Consider the following 19,582-nt stretch of genomic DNA (forward strand, 5'->3'; position numbering starts at 1 on the left):
CCAGATGTGGAAGCCCGGTAACGGGTGGAGCTGACTGGTACTAATAGGCCGAGGGCTTGTCCTCAGTTGCTCGCGTCCACTGTGTTAGTTCTGAAATAACGAACGGCCGTGTTGTTGTCCGGTTGGTTCAATTTCATAGTGTTTCGGTGGTCATTGCGTTAGGGAAACGCCCGGTTACATTCCGAACCCGGAAGCTAAGCCTTTCAGCGCCGATGGTACTGCAGGGGGGACCCTGTGGGAGAGTAGGACGCCGCCGAACTCCTTTTAGGAAGAGCCCCGTGCCCTTGTGGCACGGGGCTTTTTCGCGTTCTGACCCTTTAAGGTCGTGCCATGCGCTACGAACTTGTCATCTTCGACAACGACGGTGTGCTCGTCGACAGCGAGCCGATCTCCAACACCATCCTGGCCGGCTACCTCACCGAGCTGGGGCACCCCACCTCGTACGAGGAGTCCCTGCGGGACTACATGGGGTCTGCGGTGCACCGCGTCCACGACCTCGTCCAGGAGCGGACCGGGACGAAGCTGCCGGAGGACTTCGACGTCACCCTCCACTCGCGGATCTTCGCCGCGTTCGAGGAGGAGCTGGAGCCCGTCCCCGGTGTCGACGACCTCCTGGGCAAGCTCGTCGCCGACGGAGTCCCGTACTGCGTCGCGTCCTCCAGCAGCCACCAGCGCATCCGCGTCAGCCACCGGAAGACCGGGCTCGACCAGTGGTTCGAGGAAGAGTGGATCTTCAGCGCCGAGGACGTCGGCCGGGGCAAGCCGGCACCCGACCTCTTCCTCCTCGCCGCCGAGCGCATGGGCGTCGCGCCCGAGCGGTGCGTCGTCATTGAGGACAGCCCGCTCGGGGTGGAGGCGGCGCGGGCGGCCGGGATGGATGTCTACGGGTTCACCTCGATGATGCCTGCGGACCGGCTGACCGGTGTGACCGGGTATTTCTCCGACATGGGGCAGCTGCCGGAATTGCTTGCCTGACGCGTCTACCCATGGGTAGAAACTGGCTCTACGCTCGCGGCCATGACAGATGCACGGTTGCGGCACGGCAGGGCTTCCCTCGCGTTGAGCTTCTTCGTGCAGGGGGTCACCTTCGCCCTTCTGGTGACGCGGATCCCCGCGATCCAGGACCGGTACGGGATATCCGACGGCCTGCTGCCCGTGTTCCTCGCCGCCGTGCCGATCCTGGCCGGGGCGGGCAGTGTGCTCACCGAGAAGGTGGTCGCCCGGGTGCGGCCGCGGGTGGTGCTGCGGTGGGCGCAGCCCGTCGTGCTCCTCGCCCTCCTCGGCGTCGGCGCCGGCAGCCATCTCTGGCAAGCCGCCGTGGCGCTCGGGGTGTTCGGGCTGGCCGTCGGTGGGCTGGACGCGTCCATGAACATGATGGGCGTCAGCCTCCAGCGGGCGTACGGGCGCTCCATCATGCTGGGGTTCCACGCCGCGTACAGCCTGGGCGGGATCGCCGGCGCGTCGATGGCATGGGCCGGGGCGCACTGGGACCTGTCGTTGCTGACCTCGTACCTTCCGGCGGTCGTGGTGCTGCTGCCCGCGGCGTTCGTCGGGAGCCGCTGGTACGTCGAGGGGGCGGACGAGGAGCGGGGTGAGGGCGCCGGGCCGGTGAAGGGGGCAGGGGCCGTCTCGTTCCGGCTGCTGCTGCCGCTGTGCCTGGTGATGTGCTTCGCGTACATCGGTGACTCGACGGTCTCCAACTGGAGCGCGAAGTACCTCCAGGACGTGCTGGGCAGCTCGGAGCAGCTGTCGACGGTGCCGTACAACGTCTACATGGTGACGACGCTGCTCGGGCGGGCCGTCGGGGACTTCGGGGTGCGGCGGTTCGGGGCGGTGACCGTGGTGCGGGGTGGGACCGTGCTGGCGGCGGCCGGGTTCGCCGTGGTGGCCGTCGCCGGCGGGGCGTGGACGGGGATGCTCGGGTTCACCATGCTGGGGCTCGGGCTGTGCGTGATCGTGCCGCAGACGTTCGCGGCCGCCGGGCGGATGTTCCCCGGGGCGAGCGACACCGCGATCGCCCGGCTGAACATCTTCAACTATGTGGGCTTCCTGGTCGGCTCCCCGCTCGTGGGGGCGCTCGGGGACGCCTGGAGCTACCGGGGCGCGATGCTGGTGCCGATGGTGCTGGTGCTCGCGACGCTCCTGTACGCCAAGTCCTTCGGCTCGGAACCGGCCCGATACGGTGGCGGGCATGAGCGGCCGCGCACAGTTGATGTGGGATGACGCAGTAACGGGCTACGACTTCGGGGAGAGACACCCGATGGACCCGGTCCGGCTGGCCCTGACAATGGGGCTGGTGCGGGCGTTCGGGCTCGACCGGGCGGTGGACGTGGTGGCGGCCAAGTCGGCCGGGGACTCCACGCTGCGGCTCGTGCACCGGCCGGACTACGTGGCCGCGGTGAAGGCCGCCTCGGCCGATCCGCGCGCTGCGGACCAGAAGTACGGGCTGGGGACCGTCGACGATCCCGCGTTCGCCGGGATGCACGAGGTCTCCGCGCTGATCGCCGGGCAGTCCGTGGCCGCCGCCGAGGCGGTGTGGCGGGGCGAGACCCGGCACGCGGTCAACTTCACCGGCGGGCTGCACCACGCGATGCCCGGGGGAGCGGCGGGCTTCTGCATCTACAACGACCCGGCGCTGGCCATCGCGCGGCTCCTGGAGCTGGGCGCCGAGCGCGTCGCGTACGTCGATGTGGACGTGCACCACGGTGACGGGGTGCAGGCGGCCTTCTGGGAGGACCCGCGGGTCCTGACGATCTCGTTGCACGAGCACCCGCGGACGCTGTTCCCGCAGACCGGGTGGCCCGAGGAGATCGGGGCGGGGCCCGGCGAGGGCGGGGCGGTCAACGTGGCGCTGCCGGCCGGCACCGGAGACGCGGGGTGGCTGCGGGCGTTCCACGCGGTGGTGCCGGAGCTGCTGGCGGACTTCCGGCCCCAGGTGCTCGTGACGCAGCACGGGGCGGACACGCACTTCGAGGACCCGTTGGCGCATCTGGCGGTGTCGCTGGACGCGCAGCGGTCCGTGATGGCGGCCTGCCACGACCTGGCGCACAGCTGTGCCGACGGGCGCTGGGTGGCGCTCGGCGGCGGTGGCTACGCGGTGGTGGACGTGGTGCCGCGGTCCTGGACGCATCTGGTGGGGATCGCCGCGCACGCGCCGGTGGACCCGGAGTCGGTGATCCCGTCGTCGTGGCGGGACGAGGTGTACGCGCGCACGCGGCAGCTGGGCCCGGCGCGGATGACGGACGGCCGGACGCCCACGTGGTCGGCGTGGGAGAACGGGTACGACCCGGCGGACCGGCTGGATCAGGCGGTGCTGGCGACACGGCGTGCGGCGTTCCCGCTGCGGGGGCTGCTGACCTGACGGTCCCGGTCACGGGGGTGAGTACGGTGTACGCCGACTGTGGGGCGTAATCGGACTTTTGGCCCCCGGGCGGGCCGGGTGGGGCAGCATCGGTGGGGGGGTGGGGCAGCATCGGTGGGGTGTTGAGCACCGGAGCGCTGCGTGCGCATCTGCTGGCGGCCCGGCTGGCCGGGCCCGTGGCCACCTCGCGTGAGGTGAGCCTGCGGAGTTATCGCCTGTTCGCGGCCCGCGATCCCCGGGTGACGCTGGGCCTCGACCCCGCTCGGGGCTGGGGGGAGCGGGAGCTGCTGGCGCTGATGGCGGACAGGTGCGGGGTCTCGGACGATCCCGCGCATGTGTCGGGGCCCGATGTCATCGACCCGGAGCGGACGGTGGCGGGGCTCGACGCGTTCGCCGTACGGCTGTCGGAGGCGGCGGCGCGGCGGGCGCCGGTGCTGTTCGGGACCGGGCATCCGCATCGGCTGATCGGCTTCTACGCGGCGCTGGCAGACGCTTTGTCGTCGGCGGGCTGCCCTGTTCTCACCCCGGCGCAGGGGCGATGTATCGACATAACGACTCGGTTTGGCGTACGTACGTACAACCTCGACTACGTACAGGGCGTCGCGCTGGTGCGTGAACCCGGCGCGGGGGCGGCCGGTGGTGGCACCGGCGCACACTCCCACTCCCCGCTGCCGGTGAGGGTCGCCCTGGAGGCCGCCGCGGCCGGCCGCGGGCCGGTTCCGGAGCTGGTGGTCGGAGACCACGGATGGGTCTGCGGCGCAGGTCAGCTCGGGATCGAGGCGATCGGGCTCGCCGATACGGACGACCCGGCGCTGTTCGTCGGCGAGGCCGAGGGGCGGGTGGCGGTGGCCGTTCCGCTGGACGACGCCGTGCGGTCCGCGTACTACCTGCCGCTCACGCGCTATGTACTCAATCGGGCGAGTCTGTCACAGTAGCGGCCGGTCGCCCCTCCTCTTCCCCACTCGCACCACCCGCCCCTAACCTGGGGAGTGAGCGCACAACGACGAAGAGTCACCGGAGGGGAAGCCGGTGCGCGTCTCGTGCGGAAGGTACAGGTGAGTCATGGCTGCTGACAGCGAGAGGCCTCTGAACGAGGTCAAGTTTCTGACCGTGGCGGAAGTCGCCTCGGTCATGCGGGTGTCGAAGATGACCGTGTACCGCCTGGTGCACAGCGGTCATCTGCCGGCGATCCGGGTGGGCAGGTCCTTCCGGGTGCCGGAGCAAGCGGTTCACGAGTATCTGCGCGAGTCCTTCGTGGGGGTGGCATCGGCCTGACATTCCCCTCGGATTACGTCCCTCACGCGGTGGCGGGTAGGCTAGGCCGACGTAGGTCGTGTGGGCCCAGACGCCCCGCACCAGTGAAGAAGAAGTGAGCGAGGGTAGTCGTGGGCTCTGTTATCAAGAAGCGGCGCAAGCGGATGGCCAAGAAGAAGCACCGCAAGCTGCTCAAGCGCACGCGCGTTCAGCGTCGCAACAAGAAGTAAGCGAACGCAGTTCGTGAATCCGCAGCCCTTCCGCCGTCCGGGCGGGAGGGCTGCGGTGCTGTATGCGGGAGTGTCCACCGGCTACGGTGACGTCCTGACCGACCGAATACGGGAGACCGACGGAAGGCGCTGATCTTGGGGAAGGTCGTGCTCGTCACGGGAGCGGCCCGGCAGCTGGGCGGCCGTTTCGTGCGGCGTGTCCAGCGTGATCCGGACGTGGAGCGGGTGATCGCCGTCGACGCGGTCGAGCCCGAGCACGCGCTGGGGGACGCCGACTTCGTCCGGGCGGACATCCGCCAGCCCGCCATCGCCAGAGTCCTCGCCGAGCATGCCGTGGACACCGTCGTGCACCTGGACGTCAGCGGCTTCGCGCTCGGGGCCCAGGGGCGTACGTCGGTCAAGGAGACCAACGTCATCGGGACCATGCAGTTGCTCGGGGCCTGCCAGAAGGCCCCGGCGGTGCAGCGGCTCGTGGTGAAGTCCAGCACCGGTGTGTACGGCTCGGCGCCGCGCGATCCGGCGGTCTTCCACGAGACGAACCCGCCCAAGTCGCTGCCGGGCGGCGGCTTCGCGAAGGACGCGGCGGAGGTCGAGGGGTACGTACGGGGCTTCGCCCGCCGCCGGCCGGACGTGGCCGTGTGCGTGCTGCGGTTCGCCAACATCCTGGGGCCGGACGCGGACTCGCCGCTCGCCGACTATCTGGCGCTGCCGGTGCTGCCGACCGTCTTCGGGTACGACCCGCGGCTCCAGTTCGTCCACGAGGACGACGTCATCGACGTCCTGGACATCGCGGCGAGCGAGCCGAGGCGCGGGACGCTCAACAGCGGCACGTTCAACATCGCGGGGGACGGGGTGCTGCTGCTCTCCCAGTGCGCGCGGCGGCTCGGACGGCCCACGGTGCCGATGCTGCTGCCCGCGGTCACCTGGGTCGGACAGGCCCTGCGCGCGGTGGGCATGACGGACTTCTCGCCGGAACAGATCCGGCTGCTCACCCATGGCAGGGTGGTCTCCACGGTCCAGATGCGCGAGACGCTGGGGTTCGCGCCGAAGTACTCCACGGGGGAGACGTTCGCGGACTTCGCGCGCAGCCGGGCGCCGGGGCTGCTGCCGCCCGAGGCGGTGGGCCGGGCCGTGGACCGCGTGGCCGCGACGGTGCCCCGGATCGCCGGTTCCGGCGGCGACACCCACCCGACCCCGAGCGCCAGGTAGAGGAGCGCAGCGACGATGGCGGATGCCAAGGTCATTCCGTTCGACGACGACCGTTCGCGGCCGGGGGGACTGCCGCGCGCCGCGCGCCGGCGGCCCCCGGTGAGCGGTACGGCGTCCGTGAGCGCCCTCCCCGGGCAGGCGGACGCCCCACCCGGCCCGGAGGAGCCGCGCGAGGGCCCCGGGGGCGGTGAACGGGGCGCCTGGGACCGGCGGATCGCGGGCGGGTTGGCCTTCCTGCGGCGGCGGGTCACCGGCGAGTACGACGTGGACGAGTTCGGCTACGACGAGGAGCTGACCGACCAGGTCCTGATGTCGCTGCTGCGGCCGGTGTACGAGAAGTACTTCCGGGTCGAGGTGAAGGGCGTCGAGAACATCCCGTCCGAGGGCGGGGCGCTCATCGTGTCCAATCACTCCGGGACGCTGCCGCTGGACGGGCTGATGCTCCAGGTCGCGGTGCACGACCACCACCCGGCGGGACGGCATCTGCGGCTGCTCGCGGCGGACCTGGTCTTCATGCTGCCGGTCGTCAACGAGTTGGCCCGCAAGGCCGGACACACCCTGGCGTGCGCGGAGGACGCCGAGCGGTTGCTGCGCAAGGGCGAGGTCGTCGGTGTGATGCCGGAGGGCTTCAAGGGGATCGGCAAGCCGTTCGGCGAGCGGTACAAGCTCCAGCGTTTCGGGCGGGGCGGCTTCGTGTCGACGGCGCTGAAGGCCGGGGTGCCGATCGTGCCGTGCTCGATCGTGGGCGCCGAGGAGATCTACCCGATGATCGGGAACTCGAAGACGCTGGCGCGGCTGCTGGGTTTCCCGTACTTCCCGATCACGCCGACCTTCCCCTGGCTGGGGCCGCTCGGGGCGGTGCCGCTGCCGACGAAGTGGACGATCCAGTTCGGCGAGCCGATCCCGACGGACGGCTATCCGCTGGAGGCGGCGGAGGACCCGATGCTGATGTTCAACCTGACGGACCAGGTGCGGGAGCAGATCCAGCACACGCTGTACAAGCTGCTGGTGCAGCGGCGGTCGGTCTTCTTCTGACCGCCGCCGCACCATTCCCTCCGGGCCTCTTCGGGCCGGGGGTTCAGCCCTTCTCGTTCTCCGCGTCGATGCCGAGGCCGCCGATCAGGCCCGGGAGCAGCGGCGGGATGGTGATGTCCGGCGACGGTGTCGAGCTCGGGGTCTCCTTCGACGGGCTGGTCGCGCCGGGTGACGGCGGGTCGAAGAGGCCGTCCGTGCCGCCGCCGATCAGGCCGTCGGCCGGGCTGCTGCCGCTGTCCGAGGGGCGCGGCGAGGAGCTGCCTCCCGTACCGCCGTCGTCGTGGCGGGCGGAGTACGAGGGCGACGGGGTGCGTGCGTCGGTGGAGGGGTCCGCCGCGGTGCCGGTGGAGCCGGAGCGCTGGGATTCGGCGCTCTTCTCCGGGGGGCGCGGGAGCAGCGACTGCAGCGGCGCGACCTCTTCGTCTATGGCGTCGAAGACCGAGCTGACCTGGTTGCCCACGTCGGTCAGCTGGACGGGGAGGCGGCCGCGGAGGCTGGTCCAGCTGTCGCGGTGGGAGCGGGAGAAGGTGTCCAGGGCCTGGATCGGGCCGAGGGCGCCGTCCCGTTCGTACGCGGCGTGCAGGAGGCGGTGGCCCTCGGTGGCGTCGTGGGTCATGCCGTTGAGCGTGCGGCGGATCTCGCCGAGCTGCTCGTGGTCGAGGTCGCCCGAGCGGGCGCGCTCCATGAGCCGGCGGGCCTCGCTGAGACGGGTCGACGCCTGGTCGAGGTAGATCTCGCCGCGGTCGGTGTCGTTGCTGGTGAGGCCGAGGTGGATGTCCTCCATGCCACGCTTCAGCCCGTAGAGCGAGTCACCGGGGAGGGCGTCGGAGCTGGCAGCGGCCACCCCGCCGAAGGCTCCCGCGGCCACACCGACGGTGAGCCCGCCGGCGGCGAGCCCCTTCGTCCAGCGGGATCTGGGGCGCAGCTTGCGGAGCGGGGACGCGCGATGGCTGCCCCTGCTCCGTTGCACGGGCACCGTAGGGTCCGGGGACGCGCCTCCCTGGGCGAACATGGCTTCCATGGCCGCGACGAGCTGGGCTCGCTGCACCACTTTGACCTCGGGGTCCAACACCGGCTTCGGCAGCTCACCGAGGCCGTTCGCCAGGGCCAACAGCGGTCCTCGGTCGGCCTGTTCGGCCGGGTCCTCGGGCTGTACGGCCGCCGCACCGCGGAGCGACTGCTCCTCCAGGGCCTGGGCGAAGGCGTTCGCCCGCCGGTGTGCCGAAACGTTTGCGATCACTGGCGGCACCTCCTCTCGTCATGACGGTCGACTCCCCTGGCTGTCCGGAAGGTTGCACACCTTGAGCGCTTCCACACGATCGAGTGAGCGTCTGCGGACATGGTGTGACGACAGGGGGCCTGCAACCGGCACAACGAGTGGCGCGGCACTTGGGTTACGCACGAAAGATGATCGGACCAGTGCGTGATGAACCTACCGTCGGAACCGGTCCGGCCGGGGGCGTGGGGGTCAGCGGGCATCGTCCGGGAGGAGCCGGGCGAGGGTGCGGACGGCACGGTACTGGAGGGTCTTGATCGCACCCTCGTTCTTGCCCATCACACGGGCGGTCTCGGCGACCGAGAGCCCCTGCAGGAAGCGCAGGGTCACGCATTCCTGCTGCTGGGGGTTGAGCCGGCGCACGGCCTGGAGGAGCGCGGCGTTGGAGAGGGACTCCAGCACCGAGTCCTCGGGGCTGCGGGCGACCTCGTTGGCGTCGAGCATTTCGCCGGTGGTCACTTCCAGCCGGAAACGACTGGACTTGAAATGGTCGGCGACCAGGTTGCGCGCGATCGTGACCAGCCAGGCGCCGAAGTCGCGGCCCTGCCAGGTGAACGTGGAGATGCGGCGCAGGGCGCGCAGGAAGGTCTCGCTGGTGAGGTCCTCCGCCGTCGCCTTGCTGCCCACGCGGTAGTAGATGTAGCGGTAGACGGTGTCGCTGTACTGGTCGTAGAGGCGTCCGAAGGCATCGGCCTCACCGGCCTGGGCGCGCTCGACGAGTTCCATCATGCGCGCGCTGTCGCTGTCGGCGGCGGGCCGCCGCACGGGCGCGGTGGTCGCCGCGCCGCGGTTGCCGCGTCTTCCGACCGCCGCGGCGCGTTCGGCCAGGGCGTAGCACGGGCCGGCAGGTGCAGGGGTGGCGAATGCGGGTACGGCGTACGCGGTGGGGACGAAGCCGCGCATGCGTTCGGCTACTGACGCGCGCAGCGTAGCCAGGCCCGAGGCGTCAACCCCGACGTGTGGGTACACGGGACTCCCAGAGGCAGAGCTTCCATCACGAGCAGTGCGAATCCGTCACTCGTCGTAGTGAGCGGCGGGTCCGGAATGCGTCTGAGGAGAATAACGCTTCGTACAGGCGGCGCTACGCCCAGTTGCGCAAATCACCGATTGCGTCGCTTCCGTGTCAACTTTTCGACACACCAAGTCGCACATCGTGACCGCTTGTTGATCGATTCGCTTCGGGATCTGCCTGCGGGTACGACGGGTTGTGGTCGGTGAAAAGAGTGCCCGGAGTTGACGTACGCGGGCGCGGAGAGTCAGCGGCGGCGGCGGTGCAGGGCGACGGCCGCGGCGGTGCCGCCCGCGAGGGCGCCGACGCCGGCGGCGGCCGGGATGCCGACCTTGGCCGCCTTGCGGCCGGTGCGGTAGTCGCGCAGCCGCCAGTCCAGGGCGCGGGCGTGCTTGCGGAGCTTGGTGTCCGGGTTGATCGCGTACGGGTGACCCACCAGCGACAGCATCGGGATGTCGTTGTGGGAGTCGCTGTACGCGGCGCAGCGCGCCAGGTCCAGGCCCTCCGCCGCCGCCAGGGCGCGGACCGCCTCGGCCTTCGCGGGGCCGTGCAGGGGTTCGCCGACCAGGCGTCCGGTGTACACGCCGTCGACCGATTCGGCGACCGTGCCGAGGGCGCCCGTCAGGCCGAGGCGGCGGGCGATGATCGTGGCGGTCTCCACCGGGGCGGCGGTGACCAGCCAGACCTTCTGGCCCGCGTCGAGGTGCGCCTGGGCCAGCGCGCGGGTGCCCGGCCAGATGCGGTCGGCCATGTACTCGTCGTAGATCTCCTCGCCGATCGACATCAGCTCGGAGACGCGGTGGCCCTTGACGATGGACAGGGCGCTGTCGCGGGCGTCCTGCATGTGCTCGGGGTCCTCGACGCCGGCCAGCCGGAACCACGCCTGCTGCCAGGCGAACCGGGTGAGCTCGCGGCGCTCGAAGAACTTGCGCTTGTAGAGGCCGCGGCCGAAGTGGAAGATCGCGGCGCCCTGCATCACGGTGTTGTCGAGGTCGAAGAAGGCGGCGGCCCGTTCGTCGCCGACGACGGGGAACTCGGGCTCCTCCGCCTCGTTCTCCTCGGCGGCGGACCCGGCTTCGAGCGAGGACTTCCGCGCGGCCTCCGCCGCCGCCTCGCCTGCCAGCACGCTGCGTGCGGTAGCGGAACGCCTGCGGGGGGTGAGCCATCCAAGAGCGGCCATGCGGTGAGCATAGCCAGTCGGTCCGGGCCTTCCGGTGCCGCCGTGATGCCGTGGTGTGAACTCCTGGTGTCCGGGAGCTCCGGCGCGGGGCCGCAGAATGAGGGCATGAGTGCCCTGCTGCGTCGTAGGAAGAAGAATCCCGCCGAGCGTGTGGTGACCCTGGTGGGCAAGCCGGGCTGTCACCTCTGTGACGACGCCCGGGAGGTGGTGCGCGCGGTGTGCGAGGAGACCGGCGCCTCCTGGGAGGAGAAGGACATCACCCGGGACGAGGAGCTGTACCGGGAGTACTGGGAGCAGATCCCGGTGGTGCTCATTGATAACGAACAGCACACGTTCTGGCGGGTCGACCCGGCGAGACTGCGCAGCGCGCTGCTTTCCTGAGTGAAACCCGGTTACCATCGTGGGCGTTTTGAGTGGTCTCGGGGGCGTAGCTGTGAGGAGTGTGTACCGCTTTGCCCCCTTCGGGCCTGCAACGGGCTGATGCGATCCATGGTTCCTGGATCGCGCGACGGATGTGCGTGACCCCGGTCACTTTGACCGGACAAACCGGACACAATCTTTGTGCACGCGTTCACAAAGACATAGCCTGCATTCGACGGGGCGGTCTTGGGACATACGGCCGCCTGCAGCCCCGCTCATCCCGCAGGAGCACCGTGGCAACTGGCCGAAATCACCGACCGGCGACCCGTAGCCGAGGAATTCCCGAGGCCACCGTCGCCCGACTTCCGCTGTATCTCCGCGCGCTGACCGCGCTCTCCGAGCGCTCGGTCCCCACGGTCTCCTCCGAGGAGCTCGCCGCGGCGGCGGGGGTCAACTCCGCGAAGCTGCGCAAGGACTTCAGCTACCTCGGCTCGTACGGGACGCGCGGCGTCGGCTACGACGTCGAGTATCTCGTCTACCAGATCTCGCGCGAACTGGGCCTCACCCAGGACTGGCCGGTCGCCATCGTCGGCATCGGCAACCTCGGCGCGGCCCTCGCCAACTACGGCGGCTTCGCCTCGCGCGGCTTCCGGGTCGCCGCCCTGATCGACGCCGACCCGGCGATGGCCGGTACGCCCGTCGCGGGCATCCCGGTCCAGCACGCCGACGACCTCGACCGCATCATCAGCGAGAACGGCGTCTCCATCGGCGTGATCACCACGCCGCCCGGCGCCGCCCAGCAGGTGTGCGACCGGCTCGTCGCCGCCGGTGTCACCTCGATCCTGAACTTCGCCCCGACCGTCCTCTCCGTGCCCGACGGCGTCGACGTGCGCAAGGTCGACCTCTCCATCGAGCTGCAGATCCTCGCCTTCCACGAGCAGCGCAAGGCCGGTGAGGAAGGCGTCGACACCGCGCCCGACCCGGCCGCGCCGCCCGTGCGCGCCACCACCACCGGCCGGAAGGGACCCGACGGGGACATGCCCGCCGTGATGCCGGCATGAGCCTGCTCCTCGTGGGTCTGAGCCACCGCAGCGCCCCCGTCTCCGTACTGGAACGCGCCTCGCTGGCCGCCGACACCCAGGCCAAGCTGCTCCAGGACACCCTGGCGGCCGAGCCGGCCGCCGAGGCCGCCGTCCTCGCCACCTGCAACCGCATCGAGCTCTACGCGGACGTGGACAAGTTCCACGCGGGCGTCGCCGAGCTGTCCACGCTGCTCGCCCAGCACAGCGGCGTCGGGCTCGACGAGCTCACTCCGTATCTCTATGTGCACTACGAGGACCGGGCCGTCCACCACCTCTTCTCGGTGGCCTGCGGACTGGACTCGATGGTCGTCGGCGAGGGCCAGATCCTCGGCCAGATCAAGGACGCGCTGGCCCTCGGCCAGGAGCTGCACACCGCGGGCCGGCTGCTCAACGACCTGTTCCAGCAGGCCCTGCGGGTCGGCAAGCGCGCCCACAGCGAGACCGGGATCGACCGGGCCGGGCAGTCGCTCGTCACCTTCGGCCTGGAACAGCTCGCCGGGGGCCCCGACACCGCCGCCTGGGCCAAGGGCAAGCGAGCCCTCGTCATCGGCGCCGGCTCCATGTCCTCGCTGGCCGCCGCGACCCTGGCCCGCACCGGCGTCGCCGAGATCGTCGTCGCCAACCGGACCCGGGCCCGCGCCGATCGCCTGGTCGAGATCCTGAACCAGCCCGGCTCCACCGGAGTGCGCGCGCACGCCGTGGAGATGGCCGAGGTCACCGGCGAACTGACACGTGCCGACATCGCCGTCTCCTGCACCGGCGCCACCGGACTCGTGCTCACCGCCGACGCCGTCGCCGGGGCCCTCGGCCTCGACGACGTGCCCGCCGGGGACGCGGCGAGCGGCCTGATCCCGGCGCAGTCCACCGGACCGGTGCGCCTCGCGCTGCTCGACCTCGCCATGCCGCGCGACATCGACGGGGCCGCCGGACGCCTCGACGGTGTGCGCCTCGTCGACATCGAGTCGCTCGCGGAGGCGTCGGCCGACGCCCCGATGGCCGCCGATGTGGACCAGGTGCGCACCCTCGTCGCCGACGAGGTCGCCGCCTTCGGTGCCGCCCAGCGCGCCGCCCACATCACCCCGACCGTCGTCGCCCTGCGCACGATGGCCGCCGGCGTGGTCACGGACGAGATCGCACGGCTGGACGGACGCCTCCCCGACCTGGACGAGAAGCAGCGCGCCGAGATCACGCAGACCGTGCGCCGCGTCGTCGACAAGCTCCTGCACGCGCCCACCGTGCGGGTCAAGCAGCTCGCCAGCGAGCCCGGCGGCGCCGGGTACGCGGACGCGCTGCGGGAACTCTTCGACCTCGACCCGCAGACGGTCGCCGCCGTCTCCCGGGCAGACCTGAACGACCCGAATCGAGGGCGGTCATGACCGACAACTCACCCCTGAGGCTGGGGACCAGGCGCAGCAAGCTCGCCATGGCACAGTCCGGGCACGTCGCCGACGCGGTCAGCGAGGTGACCGGCCGCGCCGTCGAACTCGTCGAGATCACCACGTACGGGGACACCTCGCGGGAGCACCTGGCGCAGATCGGCGGCACCGGCGTGTTCGTCGCCGCGCTGCGCGACGCGCTGCTGCGCGGCGAGGTGGACTTCGCCGTCCACTCGCTCAAGGACCTGCCGACCGCGCAGCCCGAGGGCCTCGTGCTGGCCGCCGTGCCGGTGCGCGAGGACCCGCGCGACGTACTGATCGCCCGCGACGGGCTGACCTTCGAGCAGCTGCCGTCCGGCGCCCGCGTCGGCACCGGTTCGCCGCGCCGCATGGCCCAGCTCAACGCGTACGCCCGCAGCCACGGCCTCGACATCGAGACCGTCCCGATCCGGGGCAACGTCGACACGCGCATCGGATTTGTACGCGACGGTGAACTGGACGCGGTGGTTCTCGCCGCGGCCGGGCTCAGCCGTCTGGGCCGGAGCGGTGAGGTGACCGACTTCCTGTCGGTCGACACCGTGCTGCCCGCTCCCGGCCAGGGAGCACTGGCGATCGAGTGCGCTGCGAGCAGCGCCGACCTCGCCGCCGCGCTCGCCGAGCTCGACGACCCGTACACCCGGGCCGCCGTGACCGCCGAACGTGCCCTGCTCGCCGCCCTGGAGGCCGGCTGCTCCGCACCCGTGGGTGCGCTGGCCGACCTCCTGGCCGACGGTCAGGCTGTCAACGAACTGCGCCTGCGCGGTGTCGTCGGTTCCACCGACGGTGCCTCGCTGGTGCAGATGTCCACCACCGGTCCCGTTCCCACGTCGCACGACGACGCGGCGGCGATCGGTCGCGAACTCGCGGCCGAGATGCTTGCCAAGGGTGCGGCCGGTCTTATGGGGGAGCGAGCACTTTGAGCCCCACCGGCCCCGCCGCATCCGATTTCCCGGTCCTGTCCGCAGGCCACGTCACCTTCCTCGGCGCCGGCCCCGGCGACCCGGGACTGCTGACCCTGCGCGCCGTCGAGGCGCTGGCGAACGCGGACGTTCTCGTCGCCGAGCCGGATGTTCTCGGCGTCGTCCGCTGCCATGCGCGGGCAGGCGTAAGCACGCCTGAGCTGACGGTTGTTGACGCGCAGTCAACAGCCGCCGGGGTTCCCGTTCTCAGGGATGCGGCCAATCTTGTCATGGAGGCCGCGAAGGGCGGCAGGCGGGTCGTCCGTGCCGTGGCCGGTGACCCCGGCCTGGACGGGTACGCGGCCGGCGAGATGCTGGCCTGCGCCACCGCCGGTATCCCCTTCGAGGTCGTGCCGGGCGTCGCCAACGTCGTGGGGGTGCCCGCGTACGCCGGGGTGCCGCTGCGGGACGCCCAGGGCGCGGACGTACGGTTCGTCGACGCCCGTACGGCCGACGACCGCTGCTGGAGCGAGGTCGGCGCGAGCGACGCCACGTGCGTCATCTCGACGTCGCTGGACGCGGTGGCCGCCGCCGCCGGTGAGCTGGTCTCGGCGGGCCGCAAGCCCGACACCCCGCTGACCGTGACGGCCGCCGGGACGACGACGCGCCAGCGCACCTGGACGGCGACCCTCGGGACGATCGCCCAGGTCTTCAAGCAGGGCAAGGTGCTGCCCTCGCCCGAGGGGCACCAGCCGGTCATAGCCGTGGTCGGGGAGCGCAGCTCCGCCGCCCAGCGCGACCAGCTCGCGTGGTTCGAGTCCAAGCCGATGTTCGGCTGGAAGGTCCTCGTGCCGCGTACGAAGGAGCAGGCGGCCTCGCTCTCCGACCAGCTGCGTTCCTACGGCGCGGTGCCGCACGAGGTGCCGACGATCGCCGTCGAGCCGCCGCGTACGCCCCAGCAGATGGAGCGCGCGGTCAAGGGCCTGGTCACCGGCCGGTACGAGTGGATCGCCTTCACCAGCGTCAACGCCGTGAAGGCCGTCCGGGAGAAGTTCGAGGAGTACGGGCTCGACGCCCGCGCCTTCGCCGGGATCAAGGTCGCGGCCGTCGGTGAGCAGACCGCCGCCGCGCTGATCGACTTCGGTGTGAAGCCGGACCTGGTGCCTTCGGGCGAGCAGTCCGCCGCCGGGCTGCTTGAGGACTGGCCGCCGTACGACCCGGTCTTCGACCCGATCGACCGCGTCTTCCTGCCCCGCGCCGACATCGCCACCGAGACTCTGGTGGCCGGGCTGATCGAGCTGGGCTGGGAGGTCGACGACGTCACCGCGTACCGCACGGTCCGCGCCTCGCCGCCGCCCGCCGAGACCCGCGAGGCGATCAAGGGCGGCGGCTTCGACGCGGTCCTGTTCACCTCGTCCTCGACCGTGCGCAACCTGGTCGGCATCGCCGGCAAGCCGCACAACGTGACGGTCATCGCGTGTATCGGCCCGGCCACGGCGAAGACCGCCGAGGAGCACGGGCTGCGCGTGGACGTCCTGTCGCCGGAGCCCTCGGTGCACAAGCTGGCCGAGGCGCTGGCCGAGTTCGGCGCGCGGCGCCGGGACGCGGCGCGCGAGGCCGGTGATCCGGTGACGCGGCCCAGCGAGCGGCGTCCGGGTGCGCGGAGACGTCGTACGACGACCTGACCGGTCCGCGGCACGGGCCCGGCTCCTCTCCGGAGGGGTTCGGGCCCTGCTGCTTTCCCGGCATCGGTGTCGGTAAGAGCGTGGGGCGCGCGGGTCTAGTCTCGAAGGATGACTGTGTACGGAAACTTCCCCGGCTCGCGGCCCCGTCGGCTGCGGACGACCCCCGCGATGCGCCGGATGGTCGCCGAGACACGGCTCGATCCGGCCAACCTGATCCTGCCCGCCTTCGTCCGCGAGGGCATCGACGCCCCGGTCGCGATCTCGGCCATGCCCGGCGTGCAGCAGCACACCCTGGACACCCTGCGGAAGGCCGCCGTCGACGCGGTCTCGGCCGGGGTCTCGGGGATCATGCTGTTCGGTGTGCCGCTGGACGAGAAGAAGGACGGCCGGGGCACGGCGGGCACCGACCCGGACGGCATTCTCCAGGTCGCACTGCGCGCGGTGCGCGAGGAGGTCGGCGACGATCTCATCGTCATGTCGGACCTGTGCCTGGACGAGTTCACCGACCACGGCCACTGCGGGGTGCTGACCGAGGACGGCCGCGTCGACAACGACGCGACCCTGGAGCGGTACGCGGAGATGGCCCAGGTCCAGGCCGATGCGGGCGCCCATGTGGTGGGCCCCAGCGGGATGATGGACGGGCAGGTCGGCGTCATCCGCGACGCGCTCGATCAGACGGGCCACGAGGACGTCTCGGTCCTCGCGTACACCGTGAAGTACTCCTCCGCGTTCTACGGCCCGTTCCGCGAGGCCGTCGGTTCCTCGCTCAAGGGCGACCGCAAGACCTACCAGCAGGACCCGGCCAACATCCGGGAGTCCCTGCGCGAGCTGGCGCTCGACCTCGAAGAGGGCGCGGACATGGTCATGGTCAAGCCCGCCGGCCCGTACCTGGACATCGTGGCCAAGGTCGCCGAGGCGTCGGACGTGCCGGTCGCGGCGTACCAGATCAGCGGCGAGTACTCCATGATCGAGGCCGCTGCCGAGAAGGGCTGGATCGACCGGGACGCGGCGATCATGGAGAGCCTGACCGGCATCCGCCGCGCGGGCGCCCAGCTGATCCTGACGTACTGGGCGACGGAGGTCGCGCAGCGGCTGCGGGGCTGAGCGGGCCGGTTACGGCCAGTCCACCAGGCCCATGAAGAGCGCCCAGGTCAGGAAGACGGTGACGGGAGCGGCCACGGCGAGGAGGATCGCGGTCGCCGGCCTGGTGCGGGTGCACACCCAGCTCGCGAGCAGCACGGCCAGGCTCAGGACCAGGCCGGCGCAGGAGACCGTCCAGGCGGTGTCGAAGCTCGCGTCGAAGCGGTCGGAGGCCTCGTCCGTGCACGAGTCGCAGGCCATCGGCGCCATCATGCTGTAGATCATCGCGAGGAACGCGAGCGGGAACGTCACCACCGTCGAGATGAGTGAGGCGATCCAGGTGTGCCGGGGGCGGTCGTCCGTGACGACGAGGTGCGACATGCGTGCGATTCCACCAGGCCCGGCGACCCCGCACATGAGTCGTCGTACTCAGTCGCCGCTCAGCCGGTCCGTGAAGTCGACGGCCTCGCGCACGTCCTCGTGCGGGTCCTGTGCCAGGCGCCGCAGCAGTGACTCGGTGCCGGGCGTCCGCCAGGAGGCCACCGCCTCGGCGAGGGCCGTGCGCACGGTGGGGTCCGGGTGGTCCGCGAGGCGGGCCACCTGTGCCAGCGGGCCGCGCCGGCGCATGCCGAGCCAGTGCAGGGCCGCGCGCAGTTCGGCGGGGTCGCCGGGGTCGCCCGCCGCCTCGATCCGCCGGAGCAGGGCGGGGGTCGCGGGCGCGGGGCCGTCGACGGGGTGCGGGCGCCTCCGGCGCAGCCGCCGCGAGCCGTACTCGCCGCGCACCCGGCAGCCGTAACAGGTGCAGGGCTCCTTGCCGTTGGAGTCCGGGAAGTAGCGCCAGCCCGTCACCTGGCGGACCGCTCGTACGCGGTGGATCTCGGCCCGGGAGACGGGCCTCGGCACGAACACCTCCCAGCCGCGCGGGTCCTCCAGCGCGGCCGTCCTGCGCACCGCCTCGCTCGCGGGCACCTCGGTGTGGGCCCGGCCCGGCCGGTTGCTGTAGTGGCCGACCGTCACGGATTCGGTGTCGGGGAGCCGCAGATGGACGGCGACGAGTCCGCGCGGGCCGCCGTGCCGGGCGAGTTCGCGCAGCCACTGGTGGGTCAGGGTGTACGAGGGCAGGACCGGGAAGCAGAACACACCCTTGCTGCCGTCGGCGCCCCGGCTCACGGCACGTATGCCGGATCTGCGGATGCGGGCCGCGTTCGCGGCGGGCGTCAGATGGACGAACATGGCCATGGCGCCGATCGTAGGGCCCGTGCGGTTTCCACCGCCCGGTGTCGTACCCGGCCCCTACGATCGGGCGCATGAGAGCTTCCGGAACGTTCACCGTCAACTCCTTCGTGCCGTCCGAGCTGAAGCCCGAGCCCGAGGTGGCCACCGCGCTCCCGGTCGGCGTGGCGACGATCGTGAAGACCTTCGAGGGCGAGGTGACGGGGCGGTCGACGACGCTGTTCACCGCCGCCTTCGACCAGGAGAGCGGCGTCGGTACGTACATCGCCATGGAGTCGTTCGAGGGCGCGCTCGCCGGGCGCGAGGGGACGTTCAACTTCGTGCACGCGGCCTCGACCAGTGGCAGCGACCGGGCGAACGAGTTCTTCACCATCGTGCCGTCGAGCGGGACCGCCGCCCTCGCCGGGATCAGCGGGGGCGGCGGTCTCGCCGTCGACGAGGACGGCACGCACCGGATCTGGTTCGACTTCGAGGTCGCCGGTCAGTAGGTGAGCGCGTCGGCCATCTCGCTCTGCCAGTAGGTGACGAAGCCGTTGTCGTCCCAGTAGGTCACACCGGGCAGCGTGAGTTCGACCGACGCGGAGTTGACGGGCCCGTCGTTGCGGTCGGCGAAGGTGACCCCGAGGTGCTTGCTCGGGTAGGGCTTGTTGCCGTTCGGCTCACCGGTCAGGCCGATCCCCGCGTACGCCGACGTGCCCGGCGCCAGCGTCACCACGGCCTGCGGCTTGCTGTCCTGGAGCACCCGGAAGACCGCCTGCGCGCCGTCGAAGCGGAGCATCGGCGCGTGGTACGCGTAGCAGGGGCGGTCGCCCGTGTTGGTCACCGTGAGCAGCAGGTGGTTGATCGGGCGGCTCACCTTGGTGACGGTGACCTTCGTGTTCGCGCCGGTGCAGGTGACCGGGGTCTTCGGCTTCGGCTTGGGCTTGGGCTGGGCCGCGGGCGGGGTCTTTGTCTTCGTGGCGGCCGGGGCCTTCGGCTTGGAGTCGGCGGCCGGTTCGGTGTCCGTCGGGGACGTCGAGTCCTTCTCGGGCGCGGTCGAGGCCTCCGGCGTCGGCGAGCCGGCGCTGTCCTGGACGGACTCCGCCGGCTTCTTCGCGTCGGTGCCGTCGTTCCCGCCGCACGCCGTGAGCGACAGTGCGGCGAGCAGGGCGGTGGCCGTGAGGACGGTGGTGCGGATGCGGTTGCTGCGCATGGTGGTACTCCCCGTGAGTGTGCTTGGTCCGTGGTCGTGGTTCGTGTGCTGCGGTCAGTTGTGGCAGATCAGGAGCAGGACG

Annotated in this window: 21 protein-coding genes and 1 rRNA gene; 16 read left to right on the forward strand and 6 right to left on the reverse strand. The window is 71.3% G+C overall.

The window, feature by feature from the left end; genetic code table 11:
• Positions 1-142: 142 nt before the first annotated feature.
• The 9 genes from rrf to EAO73_RS05370 all read left to right on the forward strand — a co-directional run bounded on the left by rrf (position 143) and on the right by EAO73_RS05370 (position 7,089).
• A 5S ribosomal RNA gene (gene rrf, locus EAO73_RS05330) occupies positions 143-259 on the forward strand.
• Positions 260-330: 71 nt separating this feature from the next.
• Positions 331-975: an HAD family hydrolase gene (locus EAO73_RS05335; protein WP_147970315.1), complete on the forward strand. Its 645-nt coding sequence runs from the start codon at positions 331-333 to the stop codon at positions 973-975.
• Positions 976-1,017: 42 nt separating this feature from the next.
• Positions 1,018-2,223, forward strand: a complete 1,206-nt coding sequence (locus tag EAO73_RS05340; protein WP_147970316.1) for an MFS transporter — start codon at positions 1,018-1,020, stop codon at positions 2,221-2,223.
• Positions 2,192-3,361, forward strand: coding sequence for an acetoin utilization protein AcuC (locus EAO73_RS05345; protein ID WP_147970317.1), 1,170 nt, complete (start codon positions 2,192-2,194; stop codon positions 3,359-3,361). Before EAO73_RS05340 ends, EAO73_RS05345 begins: the two co-directional genes overlap by 32 nt.
• Positions 3,362-3,480: 119 nt before the next feature.
• On the forward strand, positions 3,481-4,296 hold the full coding sequence (locus EAO73_RS05350; RefSeq protein ID WP_147970318.1) for a phosphatase: 816 nt from the start codon (positions 3,481-3,483) through the stop codon (positions 4,294-4,296).
• Between the two features lie 127 nt (positions 4,297-4,423).
• Positions 4,424-4,636: a helix-turn-helix domain-containing protein gene (locus EAO73_RS05355; RefSeq protein WP_018525026.1), complete on the forward strand. Its 213-nt coding sequence runs from the start codon at positions 4,424-4,426 to the stop codon at positions 4,634-4,636.
• A gap of 110 nt (positions 4,637-4,746) precedes the next feature.
• Positions 4,747-4,845, forward strand: a complete 99-nt coding sequence (locus EAO73_RS05360; RefSeq protein WP_003948845.1) for a 30S ribosomal protein bS22 — start codon at positions 4,747-4,749, stop codon at positions 4,843-4,845.
• A gap of 135 nt (positions 4,846-4,980) precedes the next feature.
• On the forward strand, positions 4,981-6,054 hold the full coding sequence (locus EAO73_RS05365) for an NAD-dependent epimerase/dehydratase family protein (protein WP_147970319.1): 1,074 nt from the start codon (positions 4,981-4,983) through the stop codon (positions 6,052-6,054).
• A 15-nt stretch (positions 6,055-6,069) separates the two neighbouring features.
• Positions 6,070-7,089, forward strand: a complete 1,020-nt coding sequence (locus tag EAO73_RS05370; RefSeq protein ID WP_147970320.1) for a lysophospholipid acyltransferase family protein — start codon at positions 6,070-6,072, stop codon at positions 7,087-7,089.
• Between the two features lie 43 nt (positions 7,090-7,132).
• Here EAO73_RS05370 and EAO73_RS05375 read toward each other — a convergent pair whose 3' ends face one another.
• The 3 genes from EAO73_RS05375 to EAO73_RS05385 all read right to left on the reverse strand — a co-directional run bounded on the left by EAO73_RS05375 (position 7,133) and on the right by EAO73_RS05385 (position 10,554).
• Positions 7,133-8,329, reverse strand: coding sequence for a DUF5667 domain-containing protein (locus tag EAO73_RS05375; protein ID WP_147970321.1), 1,197 nt, complete (start codon positions 8,327-8,329; stop codon positions 7,133-7,135).
• A gap of 228 nt (positions 8,330-8,557) precedes the next feature.
• Positions 8,558-9,334 (reverse strand): ECF subfamily RNA polymerase sigma factor, BldN family, encoded by a 777-nt coding sequence (locus tag EAO73_RS05380; RefSeq protein WP_147970322.1) that lies wholly within the window; start codon positions 9,332-9,334, stop codon positions 8,558-8,560.
• A gap of 287 nt (positions 9,335-9,621) precedes the next feature.
• Positions 9,622-10,554 (reverse strand): HAD family hydrolase, encoded by a 933-nt coding sequence (locus EAO73_RS05385; protein ID WP_147970323.1) that lies wholly within the window; start codon positions 10,552-10,554, stop codon positions 9,622-9,624.
• Between the two features lie 105 nt (positions 10,555-10,659).
• On the opposite strand from EAO73_RS05385, the gene EAO73_RS05390 reads away from it, so the two are divergent.
• The 6 genes from EAO73_RS05390 (at position 10,660) to hemB (ending at position 17,099) form a co-directional block, all read left to right on the forward strand.
• Positions 10,660-10,935 carry a glutaredoxin family protein gene (locus EAO73_RS05390; protein WP_147970324.1) on the forward strand — a complete coding sequence of 92 codons (276 nt, stop codon included), beginning with the start codon at positions 10,660-10,662 and terminating at the stop codon, positions 10,933-10,935.
• Positions 10,936-11,207: 272 nt separating this feature from the next.
• The gene (locus tag EAO73_RS05395; RefSeq protein ID WP_147970325.1) at positions 11,208-11,975 is read left to right on the forward strand and encodes a redox-sensing transcriptional repressor Rex; all 768 of its coding nucleotides are present in this window, start codon (positions 11,208-11,210) and stop codon (positions 11,973-11,975) included.
• Positions 11,972-13,372, forward strand: a complete 1,401-nt coding sequence (locus tag EAO73_RS05400) for a glutamyl-tRNA reductase (protein ID WP_147970326.1) — start codon at positions 11,972-11,974, stop codon at positions 13,370-13,372. Before EAO73_RS05395 ends, EAO73_RS05400 begins: the two co-directional genes overlap by 4 nt.
• Entirely contained in the window at positions 13,369-14,331 is a 963-nt protein-coding gene (gene hemC, locus EAO73_RS05405) for a hydroxymethylbilane synthase (protein ID WP_147970327.1), read from the forward strand. Before EAO73_RS05400 ends, hemC begins: the two co-directional genes overlap by 4 nt.
• A complete protein-coding gene (locus EAO73_RS05410) occupies positions 14,328-15,995 on the forward strand; it encodes a uroporphyrinogen-III synthase (protein WP_147970328.1) in 1,668 nt (555 codons plus the stop codon). The genes hemC and EAO73_RS05410 overlap by 4 nt, the downstream gene beginning before the upstream one ends.
• Positions 15,996-16,103: 108 nt before the next feature.
• Complete coding sequence (hemB, locus tag EAO73_RS05415) at positions 16,104-17,099, forward strand: porphobilinogen synthase (protein ID WP_191133945.1); 996 nt, start codon at positions 16,104-16,106, stop codon at positions 17,097-17,099.
• A gap of 9 nt (positions 17,100-17,108) precedes the next feature.
• Here hemB and EAO73_RS05420 read toward each other — a convergent pair whose 3' ends face one another.
• Positions 17,109-17,456, reverse strand: a complete 348-nt coding sequence (locus EAO73_RS05420) for a hypothetical protein (RefSeq protein WP_147970329.1) — start codon at positions 17,454-17,456, stop codon at positions 17,109-17,111.
• A gap of 48 nt (positions 17,457-17,504) precedes the next feature.
• Complete coding sequence (locus EAO73_RS05425) at positions 17,505-18,314, reverse strand: HEAT repeat domain-containing protein (RefSeq protein ID WP_191133946.1); 810 nt, start codon at positions 18,312-18,314, stop codon at positions 17,505-17,507.
• A gap of 68 nt (positions 18,315-18,382) precedes the next feature.
• On the opposite strand from EAO73_RS05425, the gene EAO73_RS05430 reads away from it, so the two are divergent.
• Positions 18,383-18,796 carry a DUF3224 domain-containing protein gene (locus EAO73_RS05430; protein WP_147970330.1) on the forward strand — a complete coding sequence of 138 codons (414 nt, stop codon included), beginning with the start codon at positions 18,383-18,385 and terminating at the stop codon, positions 18,794-18,796.
• Here the strand turns inward: EAO73_RS05430 and EAO73_RS05435 are convergent.
• On the reverse strand, positions 18,790-19,500 hold the full coding sequence (locus EAO73_RS05435) for a DUF4232 domain-containing protein (protein ID WP_147970331.1): 711 nt from the start codon (positions 19,498-19,500) through the stop codon (positions 18,790-18,792). The two genes, EAO73_RS05430 and EAO73_RS05435, sit on opposite strands and share 7 nt — an antisense overlap.
• Positions 19,501-19,582 lie beyond the last annotated feature (82 nt).

The organism is Streptomyces sp. col6 (assembly GCF_008042035.1).
Taxonomy (GTDB): domain Bacteria; phylum Actinomycetota; class Actinomycetes; order Streptomycetales; family Streptomycetaceae; genus Streptomyces.

Bases quoted from the DNA above. Each gene is read 5' to 3' on its own strand.
- EAO73_RS05340 (WP_147970316.1), top strand. From the start codon at position 1,018: ATGACAGATGCACGGTTGCGGCACGGCAGGGCTTCCCTCGCGTTGAGC.
- EAO73_RS05345 (WP_147970317.1), top strand. From the start codon at position 2,192: ATGAGCGGCCGCGCACAGTTGATGTGGGATGACGCAGTAACGGGCTAC.
- EAO73_RS05430 (WP_147970330.1), top strand. From the start codon at position 18,383: ATGAGAGCTTCCGGAACGTTCACCGTCAACTCCTTCGTGCCGTCCGAG.
- EAO73_RS05385 (WP_147970323.1), bottom strand. From the start codon at position 10,554: ATGGCCGCTCTTGGATGGCTCACCCCCCGCAGGCGTTCCGCTACCGCA.
- EAO73_RS05400 (WP_147970326.1), top strand. From the start codon at position 11,972: ATGAGCCTGCTCCTCGTGGGTCTGAGCCACCGCAGCGCCCCCGTCTCC.
- EAO73_RS05355 (WP_018525026.1), top strand. From the start codon at position 4,424: ATGGCTGCTGACAGCGAGAGGCCTCTGAACGAGGTCAAGTTTCTGACC.
- hemB (WP_191133945.1), top strand. From the start codon at position 16,104: ATGACTGTGTACGGAAACTTCCCCGGCTCGCGGCCCCGTCGGCTGCGG.
- EAO73_RS05420 (WP_147970329.1), bottom strand. From the start codon at position 17,456: ATGTCGCACCTCGTCGTCACGGACGACCGCCCCCGGCACACCTGGATC.
- EAO73_RS05435 (WP_147970331.1), bottom strand. From the start codon at position 19,500: ATGCGCAGCAACCGCATCCGCACCACCGTCCTCACGGCCACCGCCCTG.
- EAO73_RS05370 (WP_147970320.1), top strand. From the start codon at position 6,070: ATGGCGGATGCCAAGGTCATTCCGTTCGACGACGACCGTTCGCGGCCG.
- EAO73_RS05425 (WP_191133946.1), bottom strand. From the start codon at position 18,314: ATGGCCATGTTCGTCCATCTGACGCCCGCCGCGAACGCGGCCCGCATC.
- EAO73_RS05390 (WP_147970324.1), top strand. From the start codon at position 10,660: ATGAGTGCCCTGCTGCGTCGTAGGAAGAAGAATCCCGCCGAGCGTGTG.
- hemC (WP_147970327.1), top strand. From the start codon at position 13,369: ATGACCGACAACTCACCCCTGAGGCTGGGGACCAGGCGCAGCAAGCTC.
- EAO73_RS05335 (WP_147970315.1), top strand. From the start codon at position 331: ATGCGCTACGAACTTGTCATCTTCGACAACGACGGTGTGCTCGTCGAC.